The following is a 16036-nucleotide window of genomic DNA, read 5'->3' on the forward strand; positions in this document are numbered from 1 at the left end:
GCTCTCGGCGCTTTTATTTCCTGTAACAGAGTGGTAAAATGAACAAAGTCAATTTTTTGAACGAAAATTTAGGAGGCTTTTAATTATGGCGAAAGAAGTTCGTGTTCGTTACGCGCCATCCCCTACTGGTTTCTTACATATCGGTGGAGCGCGTACAGCGTTATTTAACTATTTATATGCAAAACATCATAACGGTAAATTCATCGTACGTATTGAGGATACAGATATCGAGCGTAATGTAGAGGGCGGAGAAGCATCTCAACTAGATAACTTAAAATGGTTAGGTATGGAATATGATGAATCGATCGATATTGGTGGACCGTATGCACCTTATCGTCAAATGGAGCGTCTTGATATTTATAAAGAGCACGCTGAGAAACTATTAGAGCAAGGTGTAGCTTACAAATGCTTTTGTTCTTCTGAGAAATTAGAAGCGTCTCGTGAAGAACAAAAAGCACGAGGTGTTGCAGCTCCAACTTATGATGGTACTTGTCGTCATTTATCAGCAGAGGAAGTTGCCGCTAAAGAAGCTGCTGGTGAACAATATACAATTCGTATGCGCGTACCTGAAAATGTAACATATGAATTTGAAGATTTAGTACGTGGACAAGTAACATTTGAGTCAAAAGATATTGGTGACTGGGTACTTGTTAAAGCAAACGGTATCCCAACGTATAACTATGCGGTAGTGCTAGATGATCACTTTATGGAAATTTCACATGTATTCCGTGGCGAAGAGCATTTATCGAATACACCAAAACAAATGATGATTTTTGATGCGTTTGGCTGGGAATATCCACGCTTTGGTCATATGACATTAATCATTAATGAAAACCGCAAAAAATTATCAAAACGTGACGAATCAATTATTCAATTCGTCACACAATATAAAGATTTAGGCTACCTACCTGAAGCGATGTTTAACTTCTTCGCATTACTTGGTTGGTCTCCTGAAGGAGAAGAAGAGATTTTCTCAAAAGAAGAATTTATTAAACTTTTTGATGAAAAACGTCTTTCAAAATCACCATCTATGTTTGATAAACAAAAGCTTACTTGGATGAATAACCAATACATTAAAAAACTATCTTTAGAAGAAGTAGTGGCATTATCTTTACCGCACTTACAAAAAGCTGGTTTATTACCAGAAGAGTTAACAGAAGAAGAACGTACATGGGCTACGGATTTAATCGCACTTTATCATGAACAAATGAGCTTTGGTGCTGAAATTGTAGAACTATCACGCCTATTCTTTAACGATCATATTGAATATGATGAAGAAGCAAAAGCAGTTTTAGCAGGGGAGCAAGTACCTGAGGTAATGGCTGCATTTAAAGCACAGCTTGAAGGTTTAGAGGAATTTACACCTGATACTGTCAAAGCGGCTATTAAAGCTGTTCAAAAAGAAACAGGTCACAAAGGTAAAAATCTATTTATGCCAATCCGCGTCGTAACGACAGGTGAAACGCATGGTCCAGAACTTCCTAACGCGATTTGCTTAATTGGCAAACAGAAAACAATTGATCGTGTAGAAAAATTTGCGCAATAAGTAGAAATTGATTGACAATTTATTAGTTCGTTGTAAAATGTATTTACATTGAAAAAGCGTTGATAAGGAGAAGTAAGTGGCGCATGCTCTAAAGAGAGGACCATCACCGGCTGAAAGTGGTCTGAGCCTAGGCAAAACTGAAATGCACCTTTGAGCATAAAGCTGAACAAAAAGTAGGCTTTATCGATTCGTTCCCGTTACAGAACGTCCAGAGTGGGAGGCTTTCGCCTTCAATCAGAGTGGAACCGCGCATATTTAGCGTCTCTGTCATTCCTTTTTTAGGGATGATAGGGGCGCTTTTTTATTTTCTGGACATGTGACTTGAAGCGATGGATGCGCCGAATTCTGCTCGACTACTCTGCGGTGAAATCAACGTCAGCTATAGTATTTCAAAGGCCAGGGATGCAGTTGATTTGTATGGCATTTTCAAAGGGTCAAAGCAGATCAAAATGAAAAGGGGGAGCTTTTTGTGTTTAAAAGAATGAAGGAAGATGTAGAAACAATTTTTGAGAATGATCCAGCAGCGCGCAGTGTATTCGAAGTGATATTAACATACTCGGGCCTGCACGCTACTTGGGCGCATCGAGTTGCCCATTGGTTCTTTAAAAAGCGTTTTTATTTTATAGCCCGTGCTATTTCACAAATTAGTCGCTTCTTTACTGGAATTGAAATTCACCCTGGAGCGAAAATCGGTCGACGTTTCTTTATTGACCATGGGATGGGCGTTGTCATTGGCGAAACATGTGAGATTGGTGATAATGTAACGTTGTATCAAGGTGTTACTTTAGGTGGTACAGGGAAAGAAAAGGGAAAACGCCATCCGACATTAGAGGATAATGTGCTAGTTGCGACAGGTGCAAAAGTGTTAGGTTCTATTACAATTGGTGAAAATAGTAAAATTGGTGCAGGCTCAGTTGTCTTAAAAGAAGTGCCACCTAATGCTACGGTTGTTGGTATTCCTGGTAAAATAGTGATTAAGGATGGAGTCCGTCTAGAGAAAAAACTAGACCACCAAAATATACCTGACCCTGTAGAAGAACGTTGTCAAGCTTTCGAGAAGCAGATTGCAGCATTGAATCAGGACATCGAACGCTTACAAAAGGAGAGAGAAACCCAATGAGTATTCAAATTTTCAACTCATTAACACGACAAAAGGAAACGTTTGTACCGCTGGAGGAAGGCAAAGTAAAAATGTACGTTTGTGGTCCGACAGTTTATAACTACATTCATATTGGGAATTCACGTCCTGTAATTGTCTACGATACAGTGCGCCGTTATTTTCAATACAAAAGCTACGATGTGAAATTTGTTTCAAATTTCACAGATGTGGACGACAAAATTATTAAGGCTGCTAATGAGCTTGGAGAAGAAGTTCATGAATTAACGGAACGCTTTATTGCTGCATACTTTGAAGATGTTACAGCGTTAGGCTGCAAGAAAGCGGATGTACATCCACGCGTAACAGAGCATATGGATGATATCATTCAATTCATTCAAGTTTTAGTCGATAAAGGTTATGCTTATGAGTCAGCTGGTGATGTTTATTACCGAACTCGTAAATTTAATGGTTACGGTAAATTATCTCACCAAGCGGTAGATGATTTAAAAATTGGTGCTCGTATAGAAGCAGGCGAGAAAAAAGATGATGCGTTAGATTTCGCTCTATGGAAAGCTGTGAAGCCAGGTGAAATTTACTGGGAAAGTCCGTGGGGCAAAGGGCGTCCAGGTTGGCATATTGAATGCTCAGTAATGGCGCGTGAGCATTTAGGAGATACTATTGATATTCATGCTGGTGGGCAAGATTTAACATTCCCACATCATGAAAATGAAATTGCACAATCTGAAGCTCATAATGATAAAACATTTGCACGTTATTGGATGCACAATGGGTATATTAATATTGATAATGAAAAAATGTCCAAATCCCTTGGTAATTTTATACTCGTTAATGATATTCGTAAACAAATTGACCCGCAAATTTTACGCTTCTTTATGCTTTCTGTGCATTATCGTCATCCAATTAACTTTGCGAAGGATTTAGTAGATGCAGCCGCAAATGGTTTAGAACGAATTCGTACTGCCTACAACAATGTCAAACACCGTTTAACAGCAACTGCGAGCTTAGGTGATCACTCAGAAGAATGGCTTAAAAAAATTGCTGAACAAAAAGCTCAATTTGAAGAAGCGATGGATGATGATTTTAATACAGCCAATGCCATTTCCGTATTATTTGAATTAGCGCGTATCGCAAATATTTATTTAAATGAAACGAATACTGATGAAAAAGTATTATTGAGTTTTACTGGAACTTTTGAGGTGTTAGGTGACGTCTTAGGTATTGAATTTGCAAAAGAAGAAGAGTTATTAGACGAAGAAATTGAAGCGCTTTTACAGGAGCGTATAGAAGCTCGTAAAAATCGTGATTTTGCTCGTTCAGATGAAATTCGTGACCATTTGCAAGCGCAAGGTATCATTTTAGAAGATACGCGACAAGGAACTAGATGGAAACGAGGGTAAGTAATTTGGGTAAACTCCGCAACGAAGATGTTAAGCAATTAAATGCATTAGCGTTAGCCTATATGGGGGACGCAGTTTTAGAACAAAAGGTACGAGAGCATTTACTACGTGCCGGCCGCGTCAAACCTAACACACTTCATAGAGAAGCGACACATTACGTATCAGCGAAAGCACAATCTATGATTGTACATCGAATGATGGATGAAGGTTTTTTAACAGAGGAGGAATTGGCTGTGTTCCGTCGTGGGCGCAATGCCAAATCCGGCTCTGTGCCAAAAAATACAGATGTTCAAACATACCGTAATAGCTCAGGCTTTGAGGCTGTGCTAGGTAGTTTATATTTATTAAATGAATTAGAACGCGTTTATGCAATCATTGCATACGCTATTCAAATAATCGAGGAATCGAAAGGAGTGTCGAATTAATGGCAGAGCAAAATGGTGAAATTATTGCCGGTAAAAACCCAGTGTTAGAAGCGCTTCGTTCAGGCCGCGATATGAATAAAGTATGGATTGCAGAAGGTGTGAAAAAATCGGGGGTTAACGAACTTCTAGATTTGGCACGAGAACGTGGTGTCATTGTTCAATTTGTCCCGAAGAAAAAGGTCGATCAATTATCAGATGCCAATCACCAAGGAATTGTTGCCTCTGTTGCAGCATATCAATATGCAGAGCTAGAGGATTTATTTGCTGCCGCTGCAAAAAAACAAGAAGATCCATTTTTCTTAATTTTAGATGAGCTAGAGGACCCGCATAATCTAGGCTCTATTATGCGAACTGCTGATGCGATAGGTGCGCATGGCATTATTATTCCGAAGCGCCGTTCTGTGAGTTTGACAGCTGTAGTGGCAAAGGCATCAACTGGAGCAATTGAGCATGTACCTGTTGTGCGTGTTAATAATCTAGCGCAGACGGTAGATGAGCTAAAAGAACGAGGGGTATGGATTGCAGGTACAGATGCCAAAGGTTCTGCAGACTATCGTAAAATGGATGCAACATTGCCGCTTGCGATTATTATTGGTAGTGAAGGCAAAGGAATGGGCCGCTTATTAAAAGAGAAATGTGACTTTTTATATCATCTACCGATGGTTGGGCATGTCACATCACTAAATGCATCGGTAGCTGCTGCACTTTTAATGTACGAAGTGTATCGTAAACGTCAAGAAGCGAATGATTGACAATGAACAATATTTTGCTTGTTGACGGCTATAATATGATAGGAGCTTGGAAAGAGCTACGACCATTACGTGATACTAATTTTGAAGATGCCCGTAAGAGATTGATTGAGCTTATGGCTGAGTATAAGGCAGCTATAGGGTGGCGCGTAATTATAGTTTTTGACGCGCATCTTGTACCGGGTGTGGAGCAAACTTATTTAGAAAACGATGTCGAAATCATTTATACACGGAAAAACGAAACAGCAGATGAACGTATTGAAAAAATGACACACGAACTAAAGGCTAGAAATGTACAGATTCACGTAGCTACCTCCGATATGGCAGAGCAAAACGTTATTTTTGGTAATGGTGCTCTGCGAAAATCGGCAAGGGAGCTAGAAATTGATATGGGTATTATCCAACATAAAATTTCTCATGATGTGAAACAAAAACATGATAGCAAACCGCCATCTCGCATGGAGCTTAAGCCGGATGTTGCTTTAGCCTTTGAAAAGTGGCGGCGTGGTTTGAAATGATTGATTGACTCATATTTTCCAATTCCGTTATACTGTTCCTATTATCTGTTGTGGCTGAGGTGATACCATGTTTAAAAATAGTATTGTACAAGTGACACAAGATTTTGAACGATTCAATGATGAAGAACTTATTGAAATGGTGCATCAAGGTAATACAGATGCGTTGGATTATTTAATTACGAAATACCGTTTGTTAGTAAGAGCAAAGGCTAGATCTTATTTTTTAATTGGTGCAGATAAGGAAGACATTGTGCAAGAGGGCATGATTGGTTTATATAAAGCCATTCGCGATTTTAAGGGAGATAAGCTTGCTTCTTTTAGAGCTTTTGCTGAGTTATGTATTACAAGGCAGATTATTACGGCTATTAAAACAGCTACAAGACAAAAGCATATTCCACTAAATTCATATGTTTCTTTGGACAAGCCTATTTTTGATGAAGAGTCAGACCGTACTTTAATGGATGTATTAACTGGTGCTATTATGGATGATCCGGAAGAGTTAATGATTCATAGAGAAGAGTTTGGCTACTTAGAAGAAAAGATGGGTGAGATTTTAAGTGAACTAGAACTACAAGTGTTAGCTCTTTACTTAGATGGTCAGTCTTATCATGAAATTTCTGAGAAACTAAATCGTCATGTGAAATCTATTGACAATGCTTTACAACGAGTAAAGCGTAAATTAGAGCGACATTTAGTTCTTGAAGAAATGTCTTAGCGGTTGTATGCCTTTGTTGACATTGACAAATATAGGTGTTAGTCTTGAAAAGACAAAGTGCCGAAAAGGTGATTATATGGCAAAAAAAGTCGTTCTAAATTGCGAAAAATGCGGATCGAGAAATTATACGTTTCCAGCTAAGGCAGATTCAACTGTACGCCTCGAATTAAAGAAATTTTGCTCGCATTGCAATGAACATACAGTGCATAAACAAACGCTATAAAATAATATGTAAATAGACAGATATGATTGATTCGGAGGTTAGGCTAGAATGGGCAAGATTAAAGGCTTTTTCAGCAATGTAATGTCGGAAATGCGCAAAACAAGCTGGCCAAAAAGTAAAGAACTGACGAAATATACAGTCGTTGTAATTTCAACTGTTGTAATTATGGCTTTATTTTTTGTGTTAGTAGACTTAGGTATTTCATCATTATTCCGCTGGTACTTAGAGTTATAATTTAGTAAATAGCATGTTAATACTTCTGAAATAGCCCGTCATTACAATAAACGGGTTTTTTCGTTTGTTTTATGAAGTAATCAGCAGTAAAATATTCTCAATATGATAAGTATGCTACTAGAGATAGTATGAGGGTAGCGATAGATGACTATGCTAGATTTGGTATATATCATCAGGCTTTCGCTAGCTATTAGCGAAAGCTATGTTTTTCTAATGAGCAGTTTGTGAAAAGAGTAAAGAATGCACTTAGCATATCCGATGCATTTTCACTTTTATTTGTAAGGGAGGGACGGACGAGGAGTCCTAGTAGTTATGGAGAAAAATTGGTATGTTGTTCATACGTATTCAGGGTATGAAAACCGCGTAAAAGCAAACCTAGAGAAACGTGTAGAAACAATGGGTATGCAAGATAAGATTTTCCGTGTTATTGTGCCTGAACACGAAGAAACGGAAATGAAGGATGGGAAAAAGCGTACAATGATGCGTAAAGTTTTCCCTGGTTATGTTTTAGTAGAGCTAATTATGACAGATGATTCATGGTATGTTGTACGTAATACGCCAGGTGTAACTGGCTTTATCGGTTCATCTGGTGGTGGTGCGAAGCCAACACCTTTATTACCTGAAGAAGCGGATCGTCTACTAGAGCAAATGGGCATGACTGACAAAGTTGTCGAGATTGATATTTCTATTGGAGAAGCGGTAGAAGTATTAGAAGGGCCATTCGCGCACTTCCAAGGACGTGTTGAAGAAATTGACACGGAAAAAGGAAAAGTGAAGGTTTCTGTCGACATGTTTGGTCGCGAAACAATTATGGAACTTGATTTTGAGCAAATACAAAAAATGTAGTTTTGGCAACTAAAGTGTCATATGTCTGATGAGTATGTCACAGAATTTGTTATTTACTACTTGCTTAAAAAAAATAAAAGTGGTATCATTTCAAAGGTCAGACTGTCATACTTTGGTTTGACGTCTGCAATGATAATTTTAATGTTATCGGCAATTAGCTGACAGACAGATATTGAGTGGGAGGGGCAACCCAATTACCACATCACGGACTTAAGGAGGTGTGTCTCGTGGCTAAAAAAGTTATTAAAGTTGTTAAACTTCAAATCCCTGCTGGTAAAGCAAATCCAGCTCCACCGGTTGGTCCTGCATTAGGTCAAGCGGGTGTGAACATCATGGGATTCTGTAAAGAATTCAACGCGCGTACTGCAGATCAAGCTGGTCTTATTATTCCAGTTGAAATTTCAGTATTCGAGGATCGTTCATTCACTTTCATTACAAAAACTCCACCTGCAGCAGTACTACTTAAAGTAGCAGCTGGTATCCAATCTGGATCTGGTGAACCAAACCGTAAAAAAGTGGCAACGGTTAAACGTGATAAAGTTCGCGAAATCGCTGAAACTAAAATGCCAGACCTTAACGCTGCTTCAGTTGAAGCTGCAATGTTAATGGTTGAAGGTACTGCACGAAGCATGGGTATTGTTATCGAAGACTAATCCCATTACTTGATGATGTATTTGTTTTTTGGAAGGTTGCGGAGTTTCTTTGTGAACGCGCAACCTTTATTCGTGGGAGGTAAAATCCGCTATAACCACAATCAAGGAGGAATTATATAATGGCTAAAAAAGGTAAAAAACTGCAAGATGCAGTAAAATTAATCGACCGTAACGCAGTATACGGCGCACAAGAAGCAATCGAACTTGCTCAAAAAACTAGCTCAGTGAACTTCGACGCTACTGTAGAAGTTGCTTTCCGTTTAGGAATCGATACTCGTAAAAATGACCAACAAATCCGTGGTGCAGTAGTGTTACCAAACGGTACTGGTAAAACTCAACGCGTATTAGTATTCGCTAAAGGTGAAAAACTTAAAGAAGCTGAAGCAGCTGGTGCTGATTATGTAGGCGATGCAGAATACATCCAAAAAATCCAACAAGGTTGGTTCGATTTCGATGTAATCGTTGCAACTCCTGATATGATGGGTGAAGTTGGTAAACTTGGTCGTGTATTAGGACCTAAAGGTTTAATGCCAAACCCTAAAACTGGTACAGTTACTTTCGATGTAACAAAAGCGATCGCAGAAATTAAAGCTGGTAAAGTAGAATACCGTGCTGATAAAGCTGGTATCATCCACGCTCCTATCGGTAAAGTTTCTTTCTCTGCAGAAAAATTAGTAGAAAACTTCTTAACTGTATTTGATGTAGTACAAAAAGCAAAACCTGCTGCTGCTAAAGGTACTTACATGAAATCTGTAAACGTTACAACTACAATGGGTCCAGCTATTAAAGTTGATGCTTCAAGCGTAGCTGTAAAATAATTAGTTTTTTTATATAAATCTGTTGACGGCTCTGTCTATCTGTGATATGATGGATGCTGTTGTGAATCATCCATTTGTACCGTAGACAGTAGGAGTGACTTGTCACTTAATGATCCTACCGAGGACATCGGAATTCGGATTCTTATTTTAAAGATGATGACTTTCAGCCTCTGTGTCTATTTGACCCGGAGGCTTTTCTTTTGTCGGTATAAATGACCCATTCTAATAGGAGGTGTCATCATGAGCAAAGCAATCGAAAACAAACAAGTACAAGTTCAAGAGATTACTGAGAAATTCCAAAATGCTGCTTCTGTAGTAGTTGTGGATTACCGTGGTCTTAACGTTACACAAGTGACTGAACTTCGTAAACAACTTCGTGAAGCTGGTGTTGAGTTCAAAGTTTATAAAAACACTTTAACACGTCGTGCTACTGAAGCTGTTGGTCTTGAAGGAATCAATGACGTATTAGTTGGTCCTAACGCAATTGCGTTCTCAAATGAGGATGTTGTAGCTCCTGCTAAAATCATCAATGAGTTCGCTAAGAAAAACGAAGCTTTAGAAATTAAAGCAGGTATTATCGAAGGTACAATCTCTTCTGTTGAAGATGTTAAAGCACTTGCAGAACTTCCATCACGCGAAGGTCTTCTTTCTATGCTTTTATCTGTACTTCAAGCTCCAGTGCGCAACTTCGCACTTGCAACAAAAGCTGTTGCAGAACAAAAAGAAGAACAAGGCGCGTAATTCCATACGCACTATAACTTCTGCGGCCTAACCCGCAACAATAAAACATTATCCATTAGGAGGAAATTATAATGAATAAAGAGCAAATCTTAGAAGCTATCAAAGCTATGACAGTTCTTGAATTAAACGATTTAGTAAAAGCAATCGAAGAAGAATTCGGTGTAACAGCTGCTGCTCCTGTAGCAGTAGTAGGTGGTGCTGCTGCTGGCGCTGCTGAAGAAAAAACTGAGTTTGACGTAGTACTAGCATCTGCTGGTGGCGAAAAAATCAAAGTAATCAAAGCGGTTCGTGAAATCACTGGTTTAGGTCTTAAAGAAGCTAAAGAAGTAGTAGATAACGCTCCTAAAGCTCTTAAAGAAGGCGTTTCTAAAGATGAAGCTGAACAAATCAAAGCTAAACTTGAAGAAGTTGGCGCATCTGTAGAAGTTAAGTAATCTCGCATTACTTTTAAACAAAAGGAAAGCTCGTCATTGCGGCGAGCTTTTTTTCTTCATTCTGAGGAGGCGTGGAAATGTCAGATCACTATTATACAAGTAAGCCTCAAACTGAGAGTAAACCTCGTCACTGGACATACAAATTGTTAGGGCATACGTTTTCCTTCGAAACGGATGCAGGGGTATTTAGTAAAAGCGAAGTAGATTTTGGATCCCGTGTTTTAATAGATGCTTTTCAAATGCCTGCTATTGATGGTGCAATTTTTGATGTGGGGTGTGGGTATGGACCAATCGGATTATCGATTGCCAAAGCAAACCCGGATCGTACCGTTCTTATGATGGATATCAATGAACGTGCAGTTGCACTTTCACAAAAAAATGCGCAAGTAAACGGTGTTCAAAATGTACGGATATTTGTGAGTGACGGACTATCGATGGTTGACAACGATGTAAAAGCCGCAGCTATTTTAACCAATCCTCCGATTCGCGCAGGAAAGGAAACAATTTTCCGTTTTTACGATGGAGCTTATGATAAGTTAGTGTCATCTGGCGAGCTGTGGGTAGTCATACAGAAGAAGCAAGGTGCACCATCAACGGTAAGTTATTTAGAAGAAAAATTTTCTGAAGTCGATGTTGTGGAGAAGAAAAAAGGGTACTGGATAGTACGTGCGAAAAAATAAATGAAATATGCATAATTTATTGACTTGACAAATCGGCTATGATAATATGGTAAAATGCAAAAATATTATTTTGAGGTCGTATGCCCTTTTGTATATGATTGTTATAATGTGGGTATACTTGCCAAGATAAGTTTAGTTAACCGAAAATGAGATCTTTTTGAAGACTCGTTTTCTTTTTGTCTTTCGAAATCATACACTATTTGTATGATTTTGCAAAGACCTAATATCGCTTTATTGAGGGGTGAATGAGTTGACAGGTCAACTAGTTCAGTATGGACAACACCGCCAGCGTAGAAGCTTTGCGCGTATTAACGAGGTGCTTGAGCTTCCAAATCTGATTGAGATTCAAACGGCGTCTTACGAGTGGTTCCTTGAAGAAGGTCTACGTGAAATGTTCCGTGACATTTCGCCGATCGAGGACTTTACAGGTAATCTTTCATTAGAATTCATCGATTATTCATTAGGAGATCCTAAGTATGAAGTTGATGAATGTAAAGAGCGAGATGTTACTTACGCAGCTCCATTACGTGTGAAAGTACGTCTTTACAACAAAGAAACAGACGAAGTGAAGGAACAGGATGTCTTCATGGGTGACTTCCCATTAATGACAGAAACAGGTACGTTCATTATCAATGGTGCTGAACGTGTTATCGTTTCACAATTAGTTCGTTCACCAAGTGTGTATTTCCATGATAAAACTGATAAAAACGGTAAGAAAGGTTTCGGAGCAACAGTTATTCCGAACCGTGGTGCATGGTTGGAATATGAAACTGACGCGAAAGATGTAGTATATGTGCGTATTGATCGTACTCGTAAGCTACCAGTAACAGTGTTACTTCGTGCATTAGGCTTCGGTTCAGACCAAGAAATTATCGACATTATCGGTGACAATGAATATTTACGTAATACGTTAGAAAAAGATAACTCTGAAAGTACTGAAAAAGCACTTTTAGAAATCTATGAACGTTTACGTCCAGGTGAGCCACCAACAGTTGAAAGTGCGAAGAGTTTATTATACTCTCGTTTCTTTGATGCGAAACGCTATGATTTAGCGAATGTTGGTCGCTACAAAATGAATAAAAAGCTTCATATCAAAAATCGTTTATTTAACCAAACGATTGCTGAAACGCTTGTAGACCCAGAAACAGGCGAAATTTTAGTAGAAAAAGGTACAGTTCTTGACCGTCGTACTTTAGATAAAATCTTACCGTATCTAGAAGATTCATCAAAAGGAATCGGTTACCGCACTTTATCACAAGTAGGTGGAGTGCTTGAGGATGATGTAACAATCCAGTCTATTAAAATTTATGCACCAAAAGATGAAGCGCAAAAAGAAATCAATATTATTAGTAATGCGTACATCGATGAAGAAGTGAAGAATATTACGCCTGCTGACGTATTATCTTCAGTAAGTTATTTCTTCAACTTACTTTACCAAGTAGGGGCAACAGATGATATCGACCACTTAGGTAACCGTCGTCTACGCTCTGTTGGTGAGCTTTTACAAAACCAATTCCGTATCGGTTTATCTCGTATGGAACGTGTAGTACGTGAGCGTATGTCTATTAACGATACAGCTGCTATCGTACCACAACAATTAATTAATATTCGTCCAGTGATTGCGTCAATTAAAGAGTTCTTTGGTAGCTCTCAATTATCACAATTCATGGACCAAACAAACCCACTGGCAGAGTTAACGCATAAACGTCGTCTATCTGCATTAGGACCTGGTGGTTTAACACGTGAGCGTGCTGGTTTCGAAGTACGTGACGTTCACTATTCTCACTATGGTCGTATGTGTCCAATCGAGACACCAGAGGGTCCAAACATTGGTTTAATCAACTCATTATCTTCATTTGCCAAAGTAAATAAATTCGGATTCATTGAAACACCTTATCGTCGTATTGACCACGAAACAGGTCAAGTATCGGATCAAATTGATTATTTAACAGCTGATGAAGAAGACAACTACTATGTAGCACAAGCGAACTCACTATTAAATCCTGATGGTACATTCGCTAAAGAAGAAGTAGTAGGTCGTTTCCGTGGAGATAATACAGTATTTAACAAATCGCAAATGGACTACATGGATGTATCTCCTAAACAAGTAGTATCAGCTGCGACTGCATGTATCCCGTTCTTGGAAAATGATGACTCGAACCGTGCACTTATGGGTGCCAACATGCAACGTCAAGCAGTTCCTCTTCTTAACCCAGAAGCACCATTTGTTGGTACTGGTATGGAACACGTTGATGCGCGTGACTCAGGTGCGGCTGTAGTAGCGAAATATGATGGTATTGTTGAACACGTTGAAGCTCGCTCTATCCATGTTCGCCGTATTGAAGTCGTTGACGGTAAAGAGGTTAAAGGCGATTTAACAAAATATAAATTACAAAAATTCATTCGTTCTAACCAAGGTACTTCATACAACCAACGTCCACTTGTAAAAGTTGGCGAACGTGTGAAACCTCGTGACATTTTAGCAGACGGTCCATCTATGGAAAAGGGTGAACTTGCTCTTGGTCGTAACGTACTTGTTGCGTTCATGACTTGGAATGGCTATAACTATGAGGATGCTGTTATCATGAGCGAACGCCTTGTAAAAGACGATGTTTATACATCTGTTCATATTGAAGAATATGAATCAGAGTCTCGTGATACAAAATTAGGACCTGAAGAAATCACTCGCGATATTCCAAACGTTGGGGAAGATGCACTTCGTAATTTAGACGAACGTGGTATCATCCGCATTGGTGCAGAAGTACGCGATGGTGATATTCTTGTAGGTAAAGTAACACCTAAAGGGGTTACAGAATTAACTGCTGAAGAACGCCTATTACATGCTATCTTCGGTGAAAAAGCTCGTGAAGTTCGTGATACTTCATTACGTGTACCACATGGTGCCGGCGGTATTATTCTTGACGTGAAGGTATTTAACCGTGAAGATGGCGATGAATTACCACCAGGTGTTAACCAATTAGTTCGTGCTTACATTGTTCAAAAGCGTAAAATTCGCGTTGGGGACAAAATGGCCGGACGTCACGGTAACAAAGGGGTTATCTCTCGTATCTTACCGGAAGAGGATATGCCATTCATGCCAGACGGTACTCCTGTCGATATCATGTTAAACCCACTTGGTGTACCTTCTCGTATGAACATCGGACAAGTTTTAGAATTACACTTAGGTATGGCTTCTCGTTCCCTAGGCGTTCATATGGCAACTCCAGTATTTGATGGTGCCAACGAAGAAGATGTTTGGGAAACGATGGAAGAAGCAGGTATGAACCGCGATGGTAAAACAACCCTGTATGATGGACGTTCAGGTGAACCGTTCGATAACCGTGTATCAGTAGGGATCATGTACATGATCAAACTTGCTCACATGGTTGACGATAAACTTCACGCGCGTTCAACTGGTCCTTACTCACTTGTTACGCAACAGCCACTTGGTGGTAAAGCACAGTTCGGTGGACAACGCTTTGGTGAGATGGAGGTATGGGCACTTGAAGCATACGGTGCTGCCTATACACTTCAAGAAATCTTAACAGTTAAATCCGATGACGTTGTTGGTCGTGTGAAAACATACGAAGCAATCGTTAAAGGTGAAAGTGTACCAGAGCCAGGCGTTCCTGAATCATTCAAAGTATTGATTAAAGAACTTCAATCTCTTGGTATGGATGTGAAAATGTTAACAGTTAATGATGAAGAGGTAGAGCTTCGCGACTTAGACGAAGAAGAAGATCTTCAACCAGCTGATGCACTTAACATTGCACCACAGCAAGATAAAGAAGAAGAGCCAGTAGAGTCTTTTGAATAATGGAAAACGTTAATTCACATTATTAGTGGACACGGTCAAAGTTATTTTTCAAATTAGTCGGGCAGGATTTAACGCCCTGTCCGGCTTTTTCTTTCAATAAATCATTCTATTTTTAATCTTTTGCTAAAGAGCAATGATTCTTGCAAACGATTATCGAGCTGCGTAAAAGAGTCTTTATAAAGACCTATACTAGAGGGAGGTAGGCTCCTTGATAGACGTTAATGAATTTGAATATATGAAAATCGGTTTAGCTTCTCCTGACAAGATTCGTTCTTGGTCATACGGTGAAGTTAAAAAACCTGAAACAATTAACTATCGTACATTAAAACCAGAAAAAGATGGTTTATTCTGTGAGCGTATTTTCGGTCCAACTAAGGACTGGGAGTGTCATTGTGGTAAATACAAACGTGTACGCTATAAAGGCGTAGTTTGTGATCGTTGTGGAGTTGAAGTAACACGCGCTAAAGTTCGTCGTGAACGTATGGGTCACATCGAATTAGCAGCACCAGTATCTCATATCTGGTACTTCAAAGGTATTCCTAGCCGTATGGGTCTTATTTTAGATATGTCCCCACGTGCACTAGAAGAAGTAATTTACTTTGCTTCTTACGTTGTAATCGAGCCAGGTGCTACAAACTTAGAAAGTAAACAACTACTTTCTGAAAAAGAGTACCGTGCATATCGCGAAAAGTTCGGCAACACATTCGAAGCAGCTATGGGTGCGGAAGCAATTAAAAAATTATTAGGCAAAATTGATCTTGAAGATGAAACTCAATCTTTAAAAGAAGAGTTAAAATCAGCACAAGGTCAACGTCGTACACGTGCCATTAAACGTCTTGAAGTTGTAGAATCATTCCGTAACTCAGGTAACTCTCCTGAATGGATGATTTTAGATGTACTACCGGTTATTCCACCAGAGCTTCGTCCGATGGTGCAATTAGATGGTGGTCGTTTTGCAACTTCTGACTTAAATGATTTATATCGTCGTGTAATCAACCGTAATAACCGTTTAAAACGTTTACTAGACCTTGGTGCTCCAAGCATCATCGTACAAAACGAAAAACGTATGTTACAAGAAGCTGTTGATGCATTAATCGATAACGGTCGTCGTGGTCGTCCT

Annotated in this window: 16 protein-coding genes, 1 pseudogene and 2 other annotated features; all 17 genes and pseudogenes read left to right on the plus strand. The window is 39.2% G+C overall.

Annotated features, from left to right (window positions below):
- The first annotated feature begins 85 nt into the window (after positions 1-85).
- Positions 86-1546: a glutamate--tRNA ligase gene (gltX, locus tag ACFXN8_RS20245; protein WP_386847430.1), complete on the plus strand. Its 1461-nt coding sequence runs from the start codon at positions 86-88 to the stop codon at positions 1544-1546.
- 50 nt (positions 1547-1596) lie between these two features.
- Positions 1597-1815: a binding site (T-box leader), on the plus strand.
- A gap of 200 nt (positions 1816-2015) precedes the next feature.
- Complete coding sequence (gene epsC / locus ACFXN8_RS20250) at positions 2016-2666, plus strand: serine O-acetyltransferase EpsC (RefSeq protein WP_386847431.1); 651 nt, start codon at positions 2016-2018, stop codon at positions 2664-2666.
- Entirely contained in the window at positions 2663-4063 is a 1401-nt protein-coding gene (gene cysS / locus ACFXN8_RS20255) for a cysteine--tRNA ligase (RefSeq protein ID WP_386847432.1), read from the plus strand. Before epsC ends, cysS begins: the two co-directional genes overlap by 4 nt.
- A gap of 5 nt (positions 4064-4068) precedes the next feature.
- Positions 4069-4488, plus strand: a complete 420-nt coding sequence (locus ACFXN8_RS20260) for a Mini-ribonuclease 3 (protein WP_483869464.1) — start codon at positions 4069-4071, stop codon at positions 4486-4488.
- Positions 4488-5240 carry a 23S rRNA (guanosine(2251)-2'-O)-methyltransferase RlmB gene (gene rlmB, locus ACFXN8_RS20265; protein WP_376074159.1) on the plus strand — a complete coding sequence of 251 codons (753 nt, stop codon included), beginning with the start codon at positions 4488-4490 and terminating at the stop codon, positions 5238-5240. The genes ACFXN8_RS20260 and rlmB overlap by 1 nt, the downstream gene beginning before the upstream one ends.
- 2 nt (positions 5241-5242) lie before the next feature.
- Positions 5243-5755, plus strand: a complete 513-nt coding sequence (locus ACFXN8_RS20270) for an NYN domain-containing protein (RefSeq protein WP_386847438.1) — start codon at positions 5243-5245, stop codon at positions 5753-5755.
- Positions 5756-5822: 67 nt separating this feature from the next.
- Entirely contained in the window at positions 5823-6470 is a 648-nt protein-coding gene (gene sigH / locus ACFXN8_RS20275; RefSeq protein WP_049662792.1) for an RNA polymerase sporulation sigma factor SigH, read from the plus strand.
- A 76-nt stretch (positions 6471-6546) separates the two neighbouring features.
- A complete protein-coding gene (rpmG, locus tag ACFXN8_RS20280; protein ID WP_386847434.1) occupies positions 6547-6693 on the plus strand; it encodes a 50S ribosomal protein L33 in 147 nt (48 codons plus the stop codon).
- Between the two features lie 48 nt (positions 6694-6741).
- The gene (secE, locus tag ACFXN8_RS20285; RefSeq protein WP_053596042.1) at positions 6742-6927 is read left to right on the plus strand and encodes a preprotein translocase subunit SecE; all 186 of its coding nucleotides are present in this window, start codon (positions 6742-6744) and stop codon (positions 6925-6927) included.
- Between the two features lie 312 nt (positions 6928-7239).
- Positions 7240-7773, plus strand: a complete 534-nt coding sequence (nusG, locus tag ACFXN8_RS20290; protein WP_323648552.1) for a transcription termination/antitermination protein NusG — start codon at positions 7240-7242, stop codon at positions 7771-7773.
- A gap of 227 nt (positions 7774-8000) precedes the next feature.
- Positions 8001-8426 carry a 50S ribosomal protein L11 gene (gene rplK, locus ACFXN8_RS20295; RefSeq protein ID WP_004233593.1) on the plus strand — a complete coding sequence of 142 codons (426 nt, stop codon included), beginning with the start codon at positions 8001-8003 and terminating at the stop codon, positions 8424-8426.
- A gap of 119 nt (positions 8427-8545) precedes the next feature.
- Positions 8546-9244 (plus strand): 50S ribosomal protein L1, encoded by a 699-nt coding sequence (rplA, locus tag ACFXN8_RS20300; protein WP_376074156.1) that lies wholly within the window; start codon positions 8546-8548, stop codon positions 9242-9244.
- Between the two features lie 61 nt (positions 9245-9305).
- Positions 9306-9452, plus strand: a sequence feature (ribosomal protein L10 leader region).
- Positions 9453-9484: 32 nt separating this feature from the next.
- A complete protein-coding gene (gene rplJ / locus ACFXN8_RS20305; RefSeq protein WP_079562380.1) occupies positions 9485-9985 on the plus strand; it encodes a 50S ribosomal protein L10 in 501 nt (166 codons plus the stop codon).
- Between the two features lie 71 nt (positions 9986-10056).
- Complete coding sequence (rplL, locus tag ACFXN8_RS20310; RefSeq protein ID WP_079562379.1) at positions 10057-10419, plus strand: 50S ribosomal protein L7/L12; 363 nt, start codon at positions 10057-10059, stop codon at positions 10417-10419.
- 77 nt (positions 10420-10496) lie between these two features.
- Complete coding sequence (locus tag ACFXN8_RS20315; RefSeq protein WP_386847435.1) at positions 10497-11099, plus strand: class I SAM-dependent methyltransferase; 603 nt, start codon at positions 10497-10499, stop codon at positions 11097-11099.
- A gap of 241 nt (positions 11100-11340) precedes the next feature.
- Positions 11341-14916 (plus strand): DNA-directed RNA polymerase subunit beta, encoded by a 3576-nt coding sequence (rpoB, locus tag ACFXN8_RS20320; protein WP_376074154.1) that lies wholly within the window; start codon positions 11341-11343, stop codon positions 14914-14916.
- Positions 14917-15124: 208 nt separating this feature from the next.
- Positions 15125-16036: pseudogene (locus tag ACFXN8_RS20325) on the plus strand (DNA-directed RNA polymerase subunit beta'); the annotation flags it as partial.

Source organism: Lysinibacillus sp. NPDC059133 (genome assembly GCF_042755925.1).
Classification (GTDB): Bacteria; Bacillota; Bacilli; order Bacillales_A; family Planococcaceae; genus Lysinibacillus.